At 69.2% G+C, this 16,171-nt stretch carries 14 protein-coding genes; 3 read left to right on the top strand and 11 right to left on the bottom strand.

All coding sequences use genetic code 11. The features are described 5' to 3' along the window. Nucleotides 1–4: 4 nt before the first annotated feature. Nucleotides 5–625, bottom strand: a complete 621-nt coding sequence (locus tag ACIBK0_RS37285; RefSeq protein ID WP_399089839.1) for an L-threonylcarbamoyladenylate synthase — start codon at nucleotides 623–625, stop codon at nucleotides 5–7. A 112-nt stretch (nucleotides 626–737) separates the two neighbouring features. Between ACIBK0_RS37285 and ACIBK0_RS37280 the strand changes: the two genes are divergently transcribed. Beyond that, on the top strand, nucleotides 738–1,811 hold the full coding sequence (locus tag ACIBK0_RS37280; RefSeq protein WP_399089836.1) for a dihydrodipicolinate reductase: 1,074 nt from the start codon (nucleotides 738–740) through the stop codon (nucleotides 1,809–1,811). A 9-nt stretch (nucleotides 1,812–1,820) separates the two neighbouring features. Continuing rightward, nucleotides 1,821–2,300, top strand: coding sequence for a carboxymuconolactone decarboxylase family protein (locus ACIBK0_RS37275; protein WP_399089995.1), 480 nt, complete (start codon nucleotides 1,821–1,823; stop codon nucleotides 2,298–2,300). Between the two features lie 34 nt (nucleotides 2,301–2,334). Here ACIBK0_RS37275 and ACIBK0_RS37270 read toward each other — a convergent pair whose 3' ends face one another. Beyond that, nucleotides 2,335–3,981, bottom strand: a complete 1,647-nt coding sequence (locus ACIBK0_RS37270; protein WP_399089833.1) for a GMC oxidoreductase — start codon at nucleotides 3,979–3,981, stop codon at nucleotides 2,335–2,337. A 249-nt stretch (nucleotides 3,982–4,230) separates the two neighbouring features. Between ACIBK0_RS37270 and kstD the strand changes: the two genes are divergently transcribed. Further along, nucleotides 4,231–6,027: a 3-oxosteroid 1-dehydrogenase gene (gene kstD, locus ACIBK0_RS37265; RefSeq protein WP_399089830.1), complete on the top strand. Its 1,797-nt coding sequence runs from the start codon at nucleotides 4,231–4,233 to the stop codon at nucleotides 6,025–6,027. 36 nt (nucleotides 6,028–6,063) lie between these two features. On the opposite strand, the gene ACIBK0_RS37260 is transcribed toward kstD, so the two are convergent. The 9 genes from ACIBK0_RS37260 to ACIBK0_RS37220 form a co-directional block, all read right to left on the bottom strand. Continuing rightward, nucleotides 6,064–6,489, bottom strand: coding sequence for a tautomerase family protein (locus ACIBK0_RS37260; RefSeq protein ID WP_399089827.1), 426 nt, complete (start codon nucleotides 6,487–6,489; stop codon nucleotides 6,064–6,066). A gap of 70 nt (nucleotides 6,490–6,559) precedes the next feature. Further along, a complete protein-coding gene (locus ACIBK0_RS37255) occupies nucleotides 6,560–7,660 on the bottom strand; it encodes a PP2C family protein-serine/threonine phosphatase (protein WP_399089824.1) in 1,101 nt (366 codons plus the stop codon). 317 nt (nucleotides 7,661–7,977) lie between these two features. Next, a complete protein-coding gene (locus ACIBK0_RS37250) occupies nucleotides 7,978–9,141 on the bottom strand; it encodes a S1 family peptidase (protein WP_399089821.1) in 1,164 nt (387 codons plus the stop codon). Between the two features lie 300 nt (nucleotides 9,142–9,441). Then, on the bottom strand, nucleotides 9,442–11,301 hold the full coding sequence (locus ACIBK0_RS37245; RefSeq protein WP_399089818.1) for a M1 family aminopeptidase: 1,860 nt from the start codon (nucleotides 11,299–11,301) through the stop codon (nucleotides 9,442–9,444). Between the two features lie 118 nt (nucleotides 11,302–11,419). After that, nucleotides 11,420–12,655: an acyltransferase family protein gene (locus ACIBK0_RS37240; protein ID WP_399089815.1), complete on the bottom strand. Its 1,236-nt coding sequence runs from the start codon at nucleotides 12,653–12,655 to the stop codon at nucleotides 11,420–11,422. 510 nt (nucleotides 12,656–13,165) lie between these two features. Next, on the bottom strand, nucleotides 13,166–13,360 hold the full coding sequence (locus ACIBK0_RS37235; protein WP_399089812.1) for a hypothetical protein: 195 nt from the start codon (nucleotides 13,358–13,360) through the stop codon (nucleotides 13,166–13,168). After that, nucleotides 13,357–13,755, bottom strand: a complete 399-nt coding sequence (locus tag ACIBK0_RS37230) for a hypothetical protein (protein WP_399089809.1) — start codon at nucleotides 13,753–13,755, stop codon at nucleotides 13,357–13,359. Before ACIBK0_RS37230 ends, ACIBK0_RS37235 begins: the two co-directional genes overlap by 4 nt. Before the next feature lie 47 nt (nucleotides 13,756–13,802). Further along, nucleotides 13,803–15,287: a sensor histidine kinase gene (locus ACIBK0_RS37225; protein ID WP_399089806.1), complete on the bottom strand. Its 1,485-nt coding sequence runs from the start codon at nucleotides 15,285–15,287 to the stop codon at nucleotides 13,803–13,805. Further along, nucleotides 15,284–15,988 carry a response regulator transcription factor gene (locus ACIBK0_RS37220; protein WP_399089803.1) on the bottom strand — a complete coding sequence of 235 codons (705 nt, stop codon included), beginning with the start codon at nucleotides 15,986–15,988 and terminating at the stop codon, nucleotides 15,284–15,286. Before ACIBK0_RS37220 ends, ACIBK0_RS37225 begins: the two co-directional genes overlap by 4 nt. Between the last annotated feature and the right edge of the window lie 183 nt (nucleotides 15,989–16,171).

The raw sequence follows: 16,171 nt of genomic DNA, 5'->3' as shown, positions 1-16,171 counted from the left end.
GGGACTACTCGAACCGTGAGGGATCTCCGGCCCCCAGACGTACGATCTCCGGTTCTGGGCCGGAGAAGTCGATGACGGTCGTCGGCTCGGTGCCGCAGTCACCGGAGTCGATCACCGCGTCCACCGCGTGATCGAGCTCCTCCTTGATCTCCCACCCCTGGGTGAGGGGTTTGTCCTCGTGTGGCAGGAGCAGGGTGCTCGACAACAGCGGTTCACCGAGTTCGGCGAGGAGCGCCTGGGCCACGAGATGGTCGGGGATCCGCACCCCGACCGTCTTCTTCTTCGGATGCAGCAGTCTGCGGGGCGCCTCCTTCGTCGCCGGGAGGATGAAGGTGTAGTTGCCGGGTGTCGCCGCCTTGACCGTACGGAACACCGCGTTGTCGACGCGTACGAAGTGGCCCAGCTGCGCGAAGTCCTGGCACATCAGGGTGAAGTGGTGCCGCTCGTCGAGCTGGCGGATCGAGCGGATGCGGTCGAGCCCCTCCCGGTTGCCCAGCGCGCACCCGAGCGCGAAGCAGGAGTCCGTCGGATAGACGATGAGCCCTCCGGAGCGAACGATGTCGACCACCTGGCCGATGATGCGGCGCTGCGGGTTTTCTGGGTGCACGTCGAAGTACTTGGCCATGCGCCGAGCTTAGATCCGCGGAGCGCTCGTCCGGCCGACCGGCGCTCGCCTCACACATCTTCACCGCTCACGGCTATAGGAACCTCGAGGTCCTCTCGCTACCCTCCGCCGCATGATTTCCACGGTGGTGTGGGGTACCGGCAATGTCGGCCGCGCGGCCATCCGCGCCGTCGAGGCCCATCCGGCGCTGAAACTCGCGGCCGTGCTCGTGCACAACCCCGACAAGGTCGGCCGCGACGCCGGTGACCTCTCCGGGCTGGACCACGGACTGGGGGTCGCGGCGACCGACGACATCGACGCCGTACTGGCCACCGGACCGCAGGCCGTGGTGTACGCGGCGTCCGGCGACATCCGGCCCGACGAGGCCCTTGCCGACATCGGCAGGGCGATCCGCGCCGGAGCCGTCGTCGTCACCCCCGCGCTCTATCCGCTCTACGACCAGCGCAATGCCCCGCCCGAGTTCCGGGATCCGGTGCTCGCCGCCATCGAGGACGGCGGCGGCTCCCTGTTCGTCTCCGGTGTCGACCCCGGCTGGGGCAACGACGTCCTGCCCCTGCTGATCAGCGGACTCGGCACCGAGGTGGACGCGATCCGCTGCCAGGAGATCTTCGACTACTCCACGTACGAACAGGAAGAATCCGTTCGGTATCTGGTCGGCATGGGCCAGCCGATGGACTACGAACCGCTGATGCTCACGCCGTCGATCCCCATCATGGTGTGGGGCGGGCAGGTACGGCTGATGGCCAGGGCGCTGGGAGTCGCACTCGACGAGATCCGCGAGACGGTGGAGCGGCGCCCGCTTGAGGCCACGGTGAGCACGCGCACGATGGGCGAGTTCGAGGCCGGAAACCAAGGCGCGGTCCGGTTCGAGGTGCAGGGGATCGTCGGGGGCGAACCCCGGATCGTCATCGAGCACGTCACCCGCATCCACCCGTCCTGCGCACCGGACTGGCCGACGCCGCCCGACGGCGACGGAGCCCATCGCGTGATCATCGAGGGCCGACCGCGCATCCAGGTCACCGTGGAGGCCACCGACGAAGGCGAGAACCGCTCAGCGGGCGGCAACGCCACCGCGGTCGGCCGGCTGGTGGGCGCCATCGACTGGCTCGTGGACGCGCAACCCGGACTCTACGACGCGCTCGACGTCCCGCTGCGTCCCGCAGTCGGCAGATTCGGAAGGAAGTGACCCATGACGATGCACATCGACATCCCCGAGGGCCAGGAGCCGATTGGGTACGTGTGGGGGGAGATGGTCCCCGGCATCGGTGTGGCGGCCGCGAACTTCTCGCTCTCGGTGTACGAGCACACGACCCTGGGACTGCGCGAGTTCGAGGCCGCGCGGCTGCGCATCGCGCAGATCAACGGGTGCCTGTTCTGCCTCGACTGGCGCACGGAGCGGGACGGGCAGAAGGTCGAGGAGGAGTTTGCCGACGCGGTGACCCAGTGGCGTACCACCGACGCCTTCGACGACCGCACCCGGCTGGCCGCGGAGTACGCCGAGCGGTACGCACTGGATCACCACGGTCTGGACGACGAGTTCTGGACTCGGATGACCGCGCATTACAGCCAGCGCGAGATCGTGGAGCTGAGCATGAGCATCGGCTCCTGGCTGGCGTTCGGCCGGCTCAATCATGTGCTGGGCCTGGACACCGTGTGCGTGCTGCCCACCCACTGAGCGGGCCCTGCACGGTCTTGGGCCCCGGCCGGCGTCAGAGGTCGGTGGCGATGATCTTCTCGATGTTCCGTTCGGCGAGCGCCGTGATGGTGACGAACGGGTTGACGCTCGTGTTGCCGGGGATCAGCGAGCCGTCGATGACGTACAGGCCGGAATGGCCCTGCAGACGACCGTAGTTGTCGGTGGCATTGTTGAGCACCGCGCCGCCGAGCGGGTGGTACGTGAGGTGGTCGCCCCAGATCTTGTACGTGCCGAAGAGATCCGTCCGGTAGATCGTCCCCTCCTTCGCGTTGATCTTGTCGAAGATCGACTTGGCCATGTCGATGGCCGGCTGCTTCCAGGCCGTCTGCCAGTTCAGATCGACGTTGCCGGTGGCGGCGTTCCAGGAGAACTGGGCACGATTCGGGTTGTTGGTGATGGAGAGATAGAACGACGCGAACGTCTCGATCCCGGTGGGCAGCGGCGCGACCTCGGCGAACGCGCCACCGGCGGTCCAGTTGTCGATGCCGCCGCAGGGGATGCTCGACTGGAGCGCGCCGGTCGGGTCCCACAGATGGTTGGCGCGACCGCACATGACGTTGCCGTTGTCGCCCCAGCCTTTGCCGATCTGGTCGTTGAGGCCGGGCAGCGACCCGGTGGCCTTCAGTTTGACGAGCAGCTTGCTGGTGCCGAGGCTGCCGGCCGCGAAGAACACCCGGTCCGCGGTGACCGTCTTGGTGGCCGTGGTGTCTCCGGTGGTGTTGATCTGGTCGATGAGGACGGTGTAGCCGCCGCCGGCCGCGGGCGAGACCGAAGTCACCTTGTGCAGCGGTGAGATGGTGACCCTGCCGGTGGCCTTGGCCTGCGCGAGGTAGGTCTTCTGCAGGGATTTCTTCCCGTAGTTGTTGCCGTAGAGGATCTCGCCCGCCAGCGCCGACTTGGGAACGGTTCCGGCGGCCTCCTGTTCCATGTAGTCCCAGTCGTACACGTCGGGTACGAAGACGAAGGGGAAGCCGGAACGCTGGGCCTGCTTACGGCCGACGCGCGCGTACTGGTAGCAGTCGGTGCTGTCGAACCACGTCGGGTCCACGGTCGCGACCCCGAGTCCGGCATTGGCGCGCGGGTAGTAAGTGCCGTACATCTCGTCGGCGTTCACCGACGGGAGGATGGCGCCGAAGTTCTCCCGCTTGGGGGTGACCGCCATACCGCCGTTGACCAGCGAGCCGCCGCCGACGCCGCGCCCCTGGTACACGATGATCTGGCCCATCTCCTCGGCGTCCAGGATCCCGGTGTAGCGGGGGACATCCTTGTCGATCGGGAAGCCGAGGAAGTTGCTGATCGGCTGCTTGGTCCTGGTGCGCAGCCAGTACGACCGGTAGTCCGGGCTCGTCGTGTTGGCGAAGATCTTGCCGTCCGAGCCCGGGGTGTCCCAGGCCATCCCCATCTCGATCATCTGGACGTCGATACCGGCCTGCGCCAGTCGCAGGGCGGCGACCGAGCCGCCGTACCCGGTGCCGATCACCAGGACGGGGACATGGGCTCCGGAGGCGATCGGTCCGGCCGCCGTGACGGCCTGTTCCTGAGCCGCCGCTGGATGATGACCCGCAACAGCCACGGCTCCAATAATAGAACCAGTTCCAGTGATAAATCTTCGGCGTGAGACACCCCTGGAATCCTTGTTTTGCTGGGTAGTGTCACTCATATGACGCTCCTCACTCTCGATGAGTGGGAACACGTTCTACTGTTGCTTGCTTGTTAAGTCACTACATACCTCTAGGTAACTTGTGTCCGATCCTGGGGTGGTCTGGAGTGATGGGCCTTGCGTGTCTTGACTTCACAAGACCCCTGCGCAACGTTCCTGACGCTGCATCAGAACTGCTGTGGCCGGGGCCGGTTGGCCCTCGGAGCGCGGAACGCCTCATATCCCTTCGCCCTGCTGGAGCGCCCTGCCATGTCCACGAGCGCGGATTCCGTCAGACGTACCGCATCCTTCTCGGCCCCCGGCCCGTCACGGCGCCATGTGCTCGGCGCCGCGACGGGCGCCGGGCTCGCGCTCGCGGCAGGCCTCCCGGCTGTCACCGAGGCGGCCGACCTGCCCCTGCTCGGCACGTACGACGTCGTGGTGATCGGTTCCGGAGCGGCGGGTATGACCGCCGCGCTGACGGCCGCGAAACAGGGGCTGAGCTGCGTCGTCGTGGAGAAGGCGGCCACCTTCGGGGGATCGGCGGCACGCTCCGGCGCGGGTGTCTGGATCCCGAACAACCCGGTGATCCTCGCCGCCGGTGTCCCGGACACCCCGGCGAAGGCCGCCACGTACCTGTCCGCGGTGGTCGGCCCCGATGTCTCCGCCGACCGCCAACAGGCGTTCCTCGGCCACGGACCCGCCATGATCTCCTTCGTCATGGCCAACAGCCCGCTCCGCTTCCGCTGGATGGAGGGTTACAGCGACTACTACCCCGAGCTGCCCGGCGGGCTGCCGAACGGCCGCTCCATCGAGCCCGACCAGCTCGACGGAAACATCCTCGGCGCCGAACTCGCCCGCCTGAACCCGTCGTACCTGACCGTCCCGAGCGGCATGGTCGTCTTCAGCGCCGACTACAAATGGCTCACCCTCTCCGCCGTCAGCGCAAAGGGCGCCGCCGTCGCCACCGAATGCCTCGCCCGCGGCACCAAGGCGGCGCTGCTGGGTCAAAAGCCCCTGACGATGGGTCAGTCGCTGGCGGCCGGCCTGCGTGCCGGACTGCTCGACGCCCAGGTGCCGGTGTGGCTGAACACCCCACTGTCCGATCTGTTTGTCGACAACGGCGCCGTCACCGGCGCCGTGGTCACCCAGAACGGCACATCAGGCCTGGTCAGGGCTCGGCGCGGGGTGATCGTCGGCTCCGGCGGCTTCGAGCACAACGCGGCGATGCGCGCCCAGTACCAGCGGCAGCCGATCGGCACCGCGTGGACGGTGGGCGCCAAGGAGAACACCGGCGACGGCATCCGGGCGGGGGAGCGGGCCGGGGCGGCGCTCGACCTGATGGACGACGCCTGGTGGGGCCCGGCGATCCCGCTGCCCGACCAGCCCTACTTCTGCCTCGCAGAACGCACCCTGCCCGGCGGGCTGTTGGTCAACGCCGCCGGAGCCCGCTTCGTCAACGAGGCCGCCCCCTACAGCGATGTCGTGCACATCATGTACGAGCGCGACGCCGCCGCGCCCGACATTCCGGCCTGGCTGATCGTCGACCAGAACTACCGCAACCGCTACCTGTTCAAGGACGTCGTGCCGACGTTCACGTTCCCCGACGCGTGGTACACGTCCGGCGCCGCGCACAAGGCATGGACGCTGGACGCACTGGCCGCCGCGATCGGTGTACCCGCGGCCGCCCTGCGCACCACCGTCAGCCGCTTCAACAGCCTCGCCCGCAGCGGCAAGGACACCGACCTCCATCGCGGCGACAGCGTCTACGACCACTACTACACGGACCCCGCGATCCTCCCCAACTCCTGTCTGGCCCCCCTGTGGCTGGCCCCGTACTACGCCTTCAAGATCGTCCCTGGCGATCTGGGGACCAAGGGCGGACTGCGCACGGACGCCCGCGCCCGCGTACTGCGCGCGGACGGCTCCGTGATTCCCGGCCTGTACGCGGCCGGGAACGCGAGCGCGGCGGTCATGGGGCACAGCTACGCGGGCGCCGGCTCGACGATCGGTCCGGCGATGACGTTCGGCTACATCGCGGCGCTGGACATCGCGGCGACGGCCTGAACGGGCCGGGCCCTCTCCCCTCGATGGTGCCGGACCCTAGTCGCCGGCGAGCGTCGATGGTGGGTCGACGGCATCGGGTGAAACGGAGTACTGCGCCATCCCGTGGCCGAACGACCAGTCGATCGACTCGTTCACGGTCACGGTGATGAACACGTTCCGCGGCTCGGCCCCCGCGTACTCGTGGGCGCGCTCGGCGATCTGTCGGTACAGGGCCCGCTTCTGCTCGGGTGTGCGCCCGGAGCGCATGGTGATCGCGACGAACACGATGCCGTCGTCGCGGTGCACACCGAGGTAGTCGTCGTAGCGCAGCGTGCTGCCTGCGCCGTCGTGTCCCACCAGGATCTGGAACCGGTCGTCGGGCGGGAAACCGATCGTCTCCACCAGGGCGTCGTGCACGGCCCGCCCGAGCGCGTCGAGCCGGTCGCCGTCGGTCCCCAACGCGTCAACGCGAACGAAGGGCATGACAGCGGTTCTCCTCGTCGCCGGGGCCACGCCTCTCTGACCGGGATCGTACATACTAGTAGGTACAATCTCAAGGCTCTTGCAGCGGCGTGAGAACCAGCATGGTCACATCGTCGCGAACCGATGCGCAGAACTGGACGAGGTCCTCCCACACACCGTCGATCAGCGCGGTCGGCGAGTCCTCCGCGAACTTCGTCAGACGATCGGCCAATGGGTAGAAGGCGCCGGTGTCGTCCCGGCCCTCCGTTACTCCGTCGGATGCCAGGAACAGCCGGTCACCGGGCTCGAGGCGGACGGTGCGCCCTTGCGGGGCGGAGACGTCGAGGAGCCCGAGACCCAGCGGCACCCCGGCCTCGAGATCGAGTTCGACGGCCTCCGCTCCGCGCAGCAGCAGCGGCCGTGGATGCCCGCAGGACACCAGCCGCACCGTGTCGGCGCCGGGTGGGAACTCCAGGAGCACGGCGGTCGCGAACAGCTCGGCATGCTCGGTTTCCGCAGAGTCCACGACCAGTCTGCGATCGAGGCGGGCCGCGGCCGCCTCCAGGTCGCGCTGGTCGAGCACTGCCTCCCGGAAGGCCCCGAGCAGCGAGGCGACCGTGCCCACGGCCGCCAGCCCGTGCCCCCGTACATCGCCCATCAGGGCCCGAACGCCGTAGGGCCCGTCGCGCACATCGAAGAAGTCGCCGCCGACCAGCGTCTCGCGCTGCGCCGCCCGGTACAGACCGGCGCAGCGCACGGGGCCGACGCGCTCGGGAAGCGGCGGCAGAACGGCGAGCTGGGCGGCTTCCGCGACGCTGCGCACCGTCACCAGGTGTTCGTCCCGCCGGCTGCGGACCAGCGACGCGAGGACGCTCAGCACGGCGATGAAGCTGATGGTCCACAGGTCGGTATTGCCCGGGTGGTTGAGCCGCAGGATCGGGAGGTTCAACAGCACGACGACGATGCAACCGAATACGCCCGTGGCCACCGGCCCGTACGAGAGCACGGCCAGCGACGGAATGGCGCCCAGCAGAAACCCGATGTCCAGCGGCTCGTGACTGATGAGCTCGGCCGCACAGACCCCCACCAGCAGTGCGGGCGGCAGCACGCGCACCAAGCGCGGAGGCGGCGAACCATACAGCCACCCCCGGTCCTCGCCGTTCCGCCTCCCGGAAGCGACCCTGCCGGCCATGGCGCTCCTCCTTACATCACCACGCTCCTCCGTTCGGGCCTGCCGCGCATTCCGATCCACCTGCGAACGGCACCTTCATCGCGACGATCACAGTCGTCCAGCGCATCAACATCCGTGCGGGGGCAGGCCGCATGCACGTGGAAGCCGTCCGCACTGACACGGCTGCGCTCTGTGGCCCACGCGGCGTAGCGCTGCCGGCAGCCCCCGCCCCCGCCCCCGCGGCCGGCGCAGCCCCGTCCCGCGGCTCGCTGCCGCCGGGCACCGTTGTGACACGTGGATGGTGCCGGAACGGTCTGCTGCACCGGCGGCAGGTCCGGTCAGGCGGTGTGGAGGGTGAGCCCGTAGCGGTTCAGGATCTCGTTGATCGGCTGGTACCAGGTTTCGCCGCCGCCGCTGCAGTTGCCCCAGCCGCCCGAGGTGACGCCCTGGGCCTGGTCACCGCTGATGAAGGAGCCGCCGGAGTCCCCGGGTTCGGCGCAGACACTCGTCTTCGTCATCTGGTGCACGGCGCCCTGGCTGTAGTTGACGGTCTCGTTCTTGGCCAGCACGGTGCCACAGTGCCAGTGGGAGGTGGAGCCCGAACGGCAGATGGACGCACCGACGGGGGCTTCCGCCGATCCCCGGACGAGTTGGTCGGAGACGGTTCCCCAGCCCAGGACGACGGGCACGGTCCACCAGCCGCTGCCGACGTTGACCCAGGCGTAGTCGTTGTCGGGGAAGGACGAACCTTGGAAGTTGCCGATGTAGCTGTGGTCCCAGCCGCTCACGCCGGCGCCGGGCTGTCCGCAGTGTCCGGCGGTGACGAAGCCGCCGTACACGGAGAAGCCGATGGAGCAGCGGACGTTGCCCGTGTAGTAGGGGTCTCCGCCCACCGTTCCGGCGGCCAGCGTGTGTGGCGCCTGCTCCGTCTCTCGGACGATCACCGGTCCGGCCTGGCGAGCGCGCGTCAGGAACGTCCGGACATCGTTGTCATCCCGCCGTGCGACGACCACGCTGACGACGACCGAGTTGCGCCGTGGATCGACATGCCAGCCGCCGACGCTCGGTGGGGCGTCAAGGGTGTCGATCCTTGCCATGGCGGCGTCGAGCTGCCGTTCGGTGTGCTCGACAAGAACGGCCCGGGCGCCCGTGGCCTCAACGGCCTTCCTTCGCGCGCTGTCGGCGATCGCGACGGTGAGCCGGCCGCCCTTGGCCTCGAACCACGAGCCGCCGTACGAGCCGCCCGCGGCGCGCCGGGCGGCTCGCTCGACGGCGCGCGCCGTCGCCTCGGCCTTGAGCCGAGCGGTGGCCTGGCTGCTCGACAGGCCGAGATCCCGCTCCATGGCGGTGATCAGGGCCGGTGATCCGGGAGCGCCCGTCGCGGAGGAGGAAGCGGTGGTGGGGGCGTCGGCTGCGGACGCCTGGGTCGTGAGGGCGGCGGCCGCGGTGCTCACGGCCAAGGCCGCGGACAAGGCGACCCGCAGAACTGTTGTGCATCTCAAGGGAGTTGCCTTTCGTCGTTCCGGTCATGGGGGAGTGGAGCGGAAGGACAGAGAGAGCGCTCTCAAGGCTGTGCGTCGACGACGATAGTCGCGGATCAAGGGCAGGTCCATGCCAATGCAAGCCATTGCTGGGCCCGCGGCTCAGCCGCCACGGCTGCTGAGCCTGGGCCGAGGTGCCGCCGATCGGGAGGCGGGTCTGCGGACCGCACGTTCTCGCGGTGTGGGAGGTCCCAGGAGTCCCTGTACAGGTTCGCCGCGGGTGACGCCGAAGAGCGCCACCCGCGGCGAACCGGTGCTTTGTCAGCCGTCGATGCGGTGCTGCGTCCAGAACGAGGTCAGGTCCGTGGTCGTGGCGGCCTGGGCGGCGGCCTTGAACTCGGCCGTGGTCGAGACGCCGTACCAGTGCGAAGTGGCGTAGTCCTTCAGGAGCTTGGCCATGACGCTGTCGCCGAGGACGCGGCGCAGATCGTGCAGCGCGCATTTGCCGTATCCGTAGACGACGGTGGAGTAACGGGAGGAGTGGGCGTCCCAGTAGGCCATCGAGTTGGTGATCTTCTCCGCCGACGAGGACCACGAGACGCTGTTCCAGCAGTTGGTGCCGGTCTTGTTGAGCGCCAGATCGGTGGCGTAGTCGGTGAACGCCTCATCGAGCCACGGGCTGTTGTACTCGTCGTCGCCGACGATCCCGTACCACCACTGGTGTCCGATCTCATGGGTGAGCGCCGTCGTGCTGACCAGGTCGAGGACGAACCCCGGATACTCCATGCCGCCGAACCAGAAGTTGTTGTCGATCACGGCGTCCAACTCGCCGTACGGGTAGGCGCCGAAGCGTGCCGCGTGGGCGTCCACGGCGGTCTTGGCGGTGGTGAGCATCGACTGCGCGTCGGACGAGCTGATGCCGGAGACGGAGTAGACGTTCACCGGGGTGCCGGCCGTCGAGGTGCCGGAGATCTTGGTGAACGGGCCCGCCGCCCAGGCGAAGTCACGGACCTTCGAGGCGGTGGCCGTGGTGACCGTGCGTCCGCTGGAGCCGGGTGTGTCGACCGAGGCGCCGGTGGCCGGCACCAGCAGGGTGCTCGGGTGGTCGAGGGTCACCTTGAAGTCGGCGGCCAGGGAGTAGAACGACTCACCGTTGTTGGTGTACGGGTCGAGGTGCCAGCCGGATCCGTCCTTGACCGCGAGGACGGGCAGCGCGTTGCCGATGAAGCTGAAGGCCCCGTCGTGGCCGAAGCGGTCGGCCCCGCTGGGGACGGCGATGACGAGGTCGAAACCGATCGTGGCGGTCTGCCCCTGTGCCAGGGGTGTCGACAGGTCGATCTTCAGGGCCGTGCAGCCGACCGACAGGGCGCCCGCGGTGCCGCCCGTGACGTTGCTGACCGTGATCGGCATGGCGGAGCAGGTGCCGTGATAGTTGTCCCACAGCCTCAGGTACACCTCGCTGAGCGCGGTCGAGGACGCGTTGGTGAAGACCGCGCTCTCGTGACCGGTCCAGACCGTGCCGCTGGTGTTGCTGCTCAGATTGACGGTGTACGAGGGCGCGGCCGGGGTGCGCGTGGAGTCCGCCGGCGGGGTCGTGTCGCCGGAGGTGTTGAGGGCGACGTCGTCGAGGACGAAGCTCGTCTGAAGGCTGGAGTCCTCGGTGCCGGTGAAGGCGACGTTGACGGTCTGGCCCGCGAACGACGAGACGTCGAACGACTTCTGTGCATAGCCGCTGTTCTTGTTCAGGTTCGAGTACGTCGCCAGCGTCGTGCTGCCGATCTTCGCCGTCAGCTTGTCGTACGCGGTGGACGAGGTCGTCTCGGCGGTGTCGATGTGCAGCCAGAAGGTGAGGGTTGCGCTACTGCATCCGGACGGGATGGTGACGCTCTGGGAGAGCGTGTCGGTGTGCGTGCTGCCGACACCGTTCAGCCAGGCGAAGGTGGTGCCGCCGTGGGCGGTCTGCCCGGCGCGGTTGGTGATCAGGGTGGACGACGACTGGGTCCACGGCGAAGTGCCGCTTTCGAAGCCACCGTTGGTGACCACCTGAGTCGGAGTGCAGGCAGCAGCCCGAGGTGCCGCATGCGGCGCGGCTGCGGCAGGGGCGACGGGGAGAGAGACAGCGGCCGACGCGGCGAGGACGAGTACGCTCGCGGCGAGGGCCTTGCGGGGGGTTGGTCTCACGCGAAACTCCTTTACGGCGGCCGGGATTCCGGCCTGCTCGACAGCCGCCCGGACGGCTGGGGTGCGCCGGAGGCGGCAGGCTGCGCAAAAGCGTGGCAGATTTGACCGAGACATGCCATCAGTCGTGACTGTCGGGAGTGGGCCGGGGCCCGCCCGGGCGCATCCCGAACAGAAAACGAGTCACTGGCGTGCGCCGCACGAGCAGGTCGTAGGCGGCCAGGGTCAGACAGAGCGAAGCCGCCACGATCAGCGCGTATTTGACCGGGATCGAGGCGTCCATACCGACCGCGCCGTACGCCACCGCAACGACGATCGGCTGGTGCAACACGTACAACGGCAGCGCCCCGACGGCCAGATAGCCGAAGAACCGCCGACGTCGGCCGACATCGGCCCCATCCTCGTGCCCCTCGTCGGGTGCCGGCACAGGCCGCCGTCGCCGGTCGAGCAGCCCGACCATGCCCACGATCCAGCACCAGCCCGCCGCACCGTACAGCGTCCGCGCGAGCATCGCGGAACCGGTCCAGTCCATGAAAGGGTCGCCTTCGGCCATGAGACCGGGCGCACTGGCGGCGAAGAGGAGCGGTCCCAGCACGGCCGCCAGCACCGCGTCACGACGCATCACCGTCCGCAGGCGGTCGTCGCCGGCCAGCACGAATCCGTACCCGAAGAACATCAGATACGTCCACCGATGCCAGGCCGCGTAGTTCTCCTCGAGGCCGAGCAGCGCGCACATCACGGCAACCGGAACTGCCGCCAGCAGCACCATGCCCCGCCGCTCGCATGCACGGGCCACACCGTCGCGGATCCGCCGGGCGTACACGGCGGGAATCCACCGCGTCGCCAGCGCGAGCAACAGCGAGAACGTGAGCAGCAGCACCACGAACCACAGATGCCCTGTCTCGAAGTATTCGCCCTGGACGACGAACGGGAACTCGGACAGATCCAGATGTACGTCGAAGAAGCGCGGCAGAAAGTGGAGATACGACTCGTCGGGGCCCGGGTGCGAGGCCCGCTCGCGCAGCCACTGCGGGACCGGCAGCAGCACCGCCGTCGCGAAGAGCAGCGGTACGCCGAGCCGTAGCAGCCTCTCCCGGGCGAAGCCGCGCGAGCCGCGGCGGCGCAGCGAGTACCAGGAGCCGAGGCCCGCGACGAAGAACAGCATCGGCATCGCCCAGACCACGCCGAAACCGCCGATGACCAGGATCGTGTCGGTGGTGTCGCGGTTCTTGACGTAGAAGTCGTTGTCCGTGGCGAAGACCAACGCCGAATGGAAGAAGACGAGTCCGATCACGACCAGGGTGCGGATCGCGTCCAGCTCCGTGCGCCGCCCCGACTGGACTGTCGGTTCCGTCATGCCGCCTCCCCCGTAGGCCCATGGCGCCACCAGTGTCCGGCCTGTGGGTGCCGACCGCCAGGGTCGGTCACGGCGTTCTACGCCACCCCCTCGCTCAACGCAGGCGTCAACCGCGCTCAAGGGTTGAGGAGTTCGCCCGTCACCGGTCCGGAGACCGTCGCGCCGCGATCGCGTGCGGTGCGGACGGCGAGCGGGACGAGCGCCTCGGGCACGCCGTGGACGAGGTGGCAGAAACGCTCGGGGGCCGGAGTCGGACGACGCCCGGGACGCGGGGGCGGCGTACGACGAGATCCGGCAGCATGTCTCGCTGTTCTCCCCGGACGGTTCCGTCCCCGAGTTTCTGCTGCACATCGCGGGGAACCGCGCATGGTTCCGCTGGAGCGACCAGCCGTTCGGCGACGACGAGTCGTGAGTGCATCCTGGCGGCCCCCGCTACTGGGCGGCGACTCGTGAGCGCACCCGGGAGCCACTCGCTCGTGGGCGACGGCGGGCGAGTCACCACCCCGTGCGTCACTCCCGTGCCATATCGGATTCGGCGGAGCTCGCGGCCGACTCGGCGCCCTCGACCAGCTTCTGCAGATGCGTGAGATCCGTGGAGGAGGCAGGCGCCGGGCTCTGCGTGTTCGCATCGTGGCTGCCGCATGCTGTCAAAAGCAGCAGCAGGGCGGCGCCGGTGGCCAGTCCCGCGTGGCGCGCCCGCATCATTTGCCGGCTCCGTTGTCATGCGCCCCGCACCACTTCTCCACGTCCGCCAGATCCTTCTGGCGCGCTTCCAGGGTGGGGACGAGGGAACGCCGGAAGGTGAGCCGGTCGTTCAGATAGGTCTCGATCTCCGTGTGTCCCGCCGACTTGGCGTTGGCCACGCGCTGTTCCAGGCGGGCGATGGAGCCACGCTGTGACGCGTCCGCGTGCAGCCGGGCGAGGATCCGGTCGATTCGGTGGTCGATCTTCGGTGCGCGCTTACAGAGCGCGGACGCACCGTCCCCCGTGGGGGCGCCCGACGGCGTGGGCTGTGGGTCGCTGGCCGTCGCGGCGCCCGCGGCACCGAGCAGCGTGCCGACGGCGACCAGCGAGACGACGGTTGTCCTGGTCCTTGGCATGACGAACTCCTCTGCTTTCAGGGGCGGTTGCCCTCACGCCCGGAAAGCTAGGAGTCTTCTTTGTGGAATTCTTGTGGCCGGTCGGCGGTCGTGATCATCCAGTTGCGCTGCAGGGGAAGTGTGGCCTCCGCGTCGGCCGAGCCGCTGATGAGCGGCAGGGTGACCTCGATGCGAGTGCCCGGGCCTGCCGGCGGGTTCAGTATGCGGATCCCGCCCCGGTGCAGGTCGATCTGCTGGGCGACGAGGGTGAGCCCGAGGCCGGAACCCGGGCTGTCCGGTCGGCGCCTGAAGCGCTCGAAGACCTCGGCGCGGCGCTCGGGCCGGATGCCCGGTCCCCGGTCGTCGACGACGATGACGGCGGAACCGCCGTTCGCGCTCAGCGTGATCTCGACCTGCGCGGGCCGGCCGTCCACGCAGCCGTGCACCAGCGCGTTGACGAGGAGATTGTCCACGACCACGCGCAGCCCGGGCTCCCAGCCGTGGACGCGCAGCCCCACCGTGGATTCACTGGAGATCCGGGCGAGCGGATGGCGTCGCCGCTGTTCCTCGGCGCTCGCCTCGACGACATCCGCCAGATCCACCGGGCCGAAGGCGTCCACCTCGACCAGATCGCCACGGCCGAGTTCGCGCAGCATGACCAGCAGCCCCAGCAGTCGGCCGTGCTCGCGGCGCAGGTCGCCGAGCACTTCGTCGCGGTCGGGCCCGGGAAGCTCCGGATGCTCGGTGAGTATCTCCAGATTGGTCTGCATACTCATCAACGGAGTGCGCAGCTCGTGCGAGGCCGCCGAGGCGAAGGAGCGGGCCGTGGCGAGTGCCTCGGCGGTTCTGGCGGCCTGTTCGTCGTAGCGGGTCAGGACGGTCTGCAGGGTGTGCGCCAGGTCGTCGACCTCGGCGATCCGCGTGGGCGCGTGCTCCAGCCGGGCCGTGTTGGTGCGCGGGTCCAAGCCGCTCGCACGGTCCCGCAGGCGGCGCAGCGGACGGCTCGCGCGCGTCGCGACGGCCCCGGCGAGCAGTCCGGACAGCGGCGCGGCGAGCAGCGCCACGGTCACGACGCGTCTGCGGACCAGGCGCAGTTGGGTCTCGCCGGCCGTGTCCGGCGCGAACAGCCAGAGCGTGCCGCGTACGCCGGGCCGCGCGCCGGTCACCCGCGTCGACAGGACCCGCCAGCTCCGGCCGTCGGCCCGCAGTGTCACCGGGACCGGCGCGCTCTGGGGCAGCGCCACGCCTTCATCGGGTTGCGGGCCACCGGTGAAGGTCTCCTCGGGACCGATCAGGCGTACGCCTACGTCCAGGGCCGAGGTGAACAGCCGCCGCTCGCGGGCCTGCTCCACCGCTGCCGACCGGTCGGCAGCGCTCGCGCGCAGCAGCCCGCGCGCATCCTTGGCCACGGCCGTGGCGCGCTCGTGCAGGTGAGTGTCCTGCTCGTCGTGCAGATCCGCCGCGACCAGTCGCAACAGCAGCCAGCCGGTGGCCAGGACCAGTACGGGTACGGTGGCCCCGACGGCCAGAGCGATCCGTGTGGAGAGCCTCATCGCCCGGCCCCCGCATCGTCGTCCCGCAGCACGAAGCCCACTCCTCGTACCGTGTGGATGATCCGGGAGCGGCCCGATGCCTCCAGCTTGCGCCGCAGATAGCTCACGAAGGTGTCCACCGCGTCGGTGCGCACCTCGAAGTCGTACCCCCAGACCCGGTCGAGGAGTTGGTCGCGGCTGAGCACGAGGCCGGCGTTGCGCGCGAGCACGTGCAGAAGCTCGAACTCGCGCCGCGTCAGTTCCACGGGGTTCCCGTCGAGGCTCACCCGGCGGGTCGCGGGATCCAGCAGCAGTCCGCAGACTCGCACGGAGTCGATGTCCCGCGGCGGTCGGCGCCGGAGCAGGGCCTGCAGGCGCAGCACCAACTCCTGCAGGGCGAAGGGCTTGACCAGATAGTCGTCGCCGCCGGCCTGCAGTCCCGCGATCCGGTCGGTGGTCTCGTCGAGGGCGGAGAGCATCAGGACAGGTATGTCGTTGTCTTCGCCGCGCAGCGTCCGGCACACCTCGATGCCGCTGAGGTCCGGCATGGAGATGTCCAGCACGATCGCGTCCGGCGGCGTCCCTCTGACCGCGGCCAGCGCCGGGCGGCCGCCGTCGGCGAGATCCACGGTGAACCCGTCGAGCCGCAGCCCGCGTTCCAGCGAGCGCCGTATCGCCGCGTCGTCGTCGACGACCAGGACACGGCCTCGGTCTCCGCTCATCGCCACACACCCCCAGGTCGCTGGAAACCGGCCATCGCGTGCCCGGCCCGCCCATGGTGCATCAGCCCCGTCGGGAGCTCCTTCGCCGCCCGTGGGAACGAAACGGTAACGAACGATTTGTGTGGCGTAATTGACCGACCGCGAAGCGTAACGTCCGCTGTCCTGGGAGCCCGTGGGGGAGCC

The sequence above is a fragment of the Streptomyces sp. NPDC050564 genome, assembly GCF_044457265.1.
Taxonomy (GTDB): Bacteria; Actinomycetota; Actinomycetes; order Streptomycetales; family Streptomycetaceae; genus Streptomyces.
The sequence above is the reverse complement of the archived record's forward strand: the minus strand, read 5'-3'. Positions and strand labels throughout refer to the sequence as shown.

Excerpts from the sequence above, each read along its gene's own strand:
- ACIBK0_RS37285 (WP_399089839.1), bottom strand. The coding sequence starts at position 625 with ATGGCCAAGTACTTCGACGTGCACCCAGAAAACCCGCAGCGCCGCATC.
- ACIBK0_RS37280 (WP_399089836.1), top strand. The coding sequence starts at position 738 with ATGATTTCCACGGTGGTGTGGGGTACCGGCAATGTCGGCCGCGCGGCC.
- ACIBK0_RS37275 (WP_399089995.1), top strand. The coding sequence starts at position 1,821 with ATGCACATCGACATCCCCGAGGGCCAGGAGCCGATTGGGTACGTGTGG.
- ACIBK0_RS37270 (WP_399089833.1), bottom strand. The coding sequence starts at position 3,981 with ATGAGTGACACTACCCAGCAAAACAAGGATTCCAGGGGTGTCTCACGC.
- kstD (WP_399089830.1), top strand. The coding sequence starts at position 4,231 with ATGTCCACGAGCGCGGATTCCGTCAGACGTACCGCATCCTTCTCGGCC.
- ACIBK0_RS37260 (WP_399089827.1), bottom strand. The coding sequence starts at position 6,489 with ATGCCCTTCGTTCGCGTTGACGCGTTGGGGACCGACGGCGACCGGCTC.
- ACIBK0_RS37255 (WP_399089824.1), bottom strand. The coding sequence starts at position 7,660 with ATGGCCGGCAGGGTCGCTTCCGGGAGGCGGAACGGCGAGGACCGGGGG.
- ACIBK0_RS37240 (WP_399089815.1), bottom strand. The coding sequence starts at position 12,655 with ATGACGGAACCGACAGTCCAGTCGGGGCGGCGCACGGAGCTGGACGCG.
- ACIBK0_RS37235 (WP_399089812.1), bottom strand. The coding sequence starts at position 13,360 with ATGATGCGGGCGCGCCACGCGGGACTGGCCACCGGCGCCGCCCTGCTG.
- ACIBK0_RS37230 (WP_399089809.1), bottom strand. The coding sequence starts at position 13,755 with ATGCCAAGGACCAGGACAACCGTCGTCTCGCTGGTCGCCGTCGGCACG.
- ACIBK0_RS37225 (WP_399089806.1), bottom strand. The coding sequence starts at position 15,287 with ATGAGGCTCTCCACACGGATCGCTCTGGCCGTCGGGGCCACCGTACCC.
- ACIBK0_RS37220 (WP_399089803.1), bottom strand. The coding sequence starts at position 15,988 with ATGAGCGGAGACCGAGGCCGTGTCCTGGTCGTCGACGACGACGCGGCG.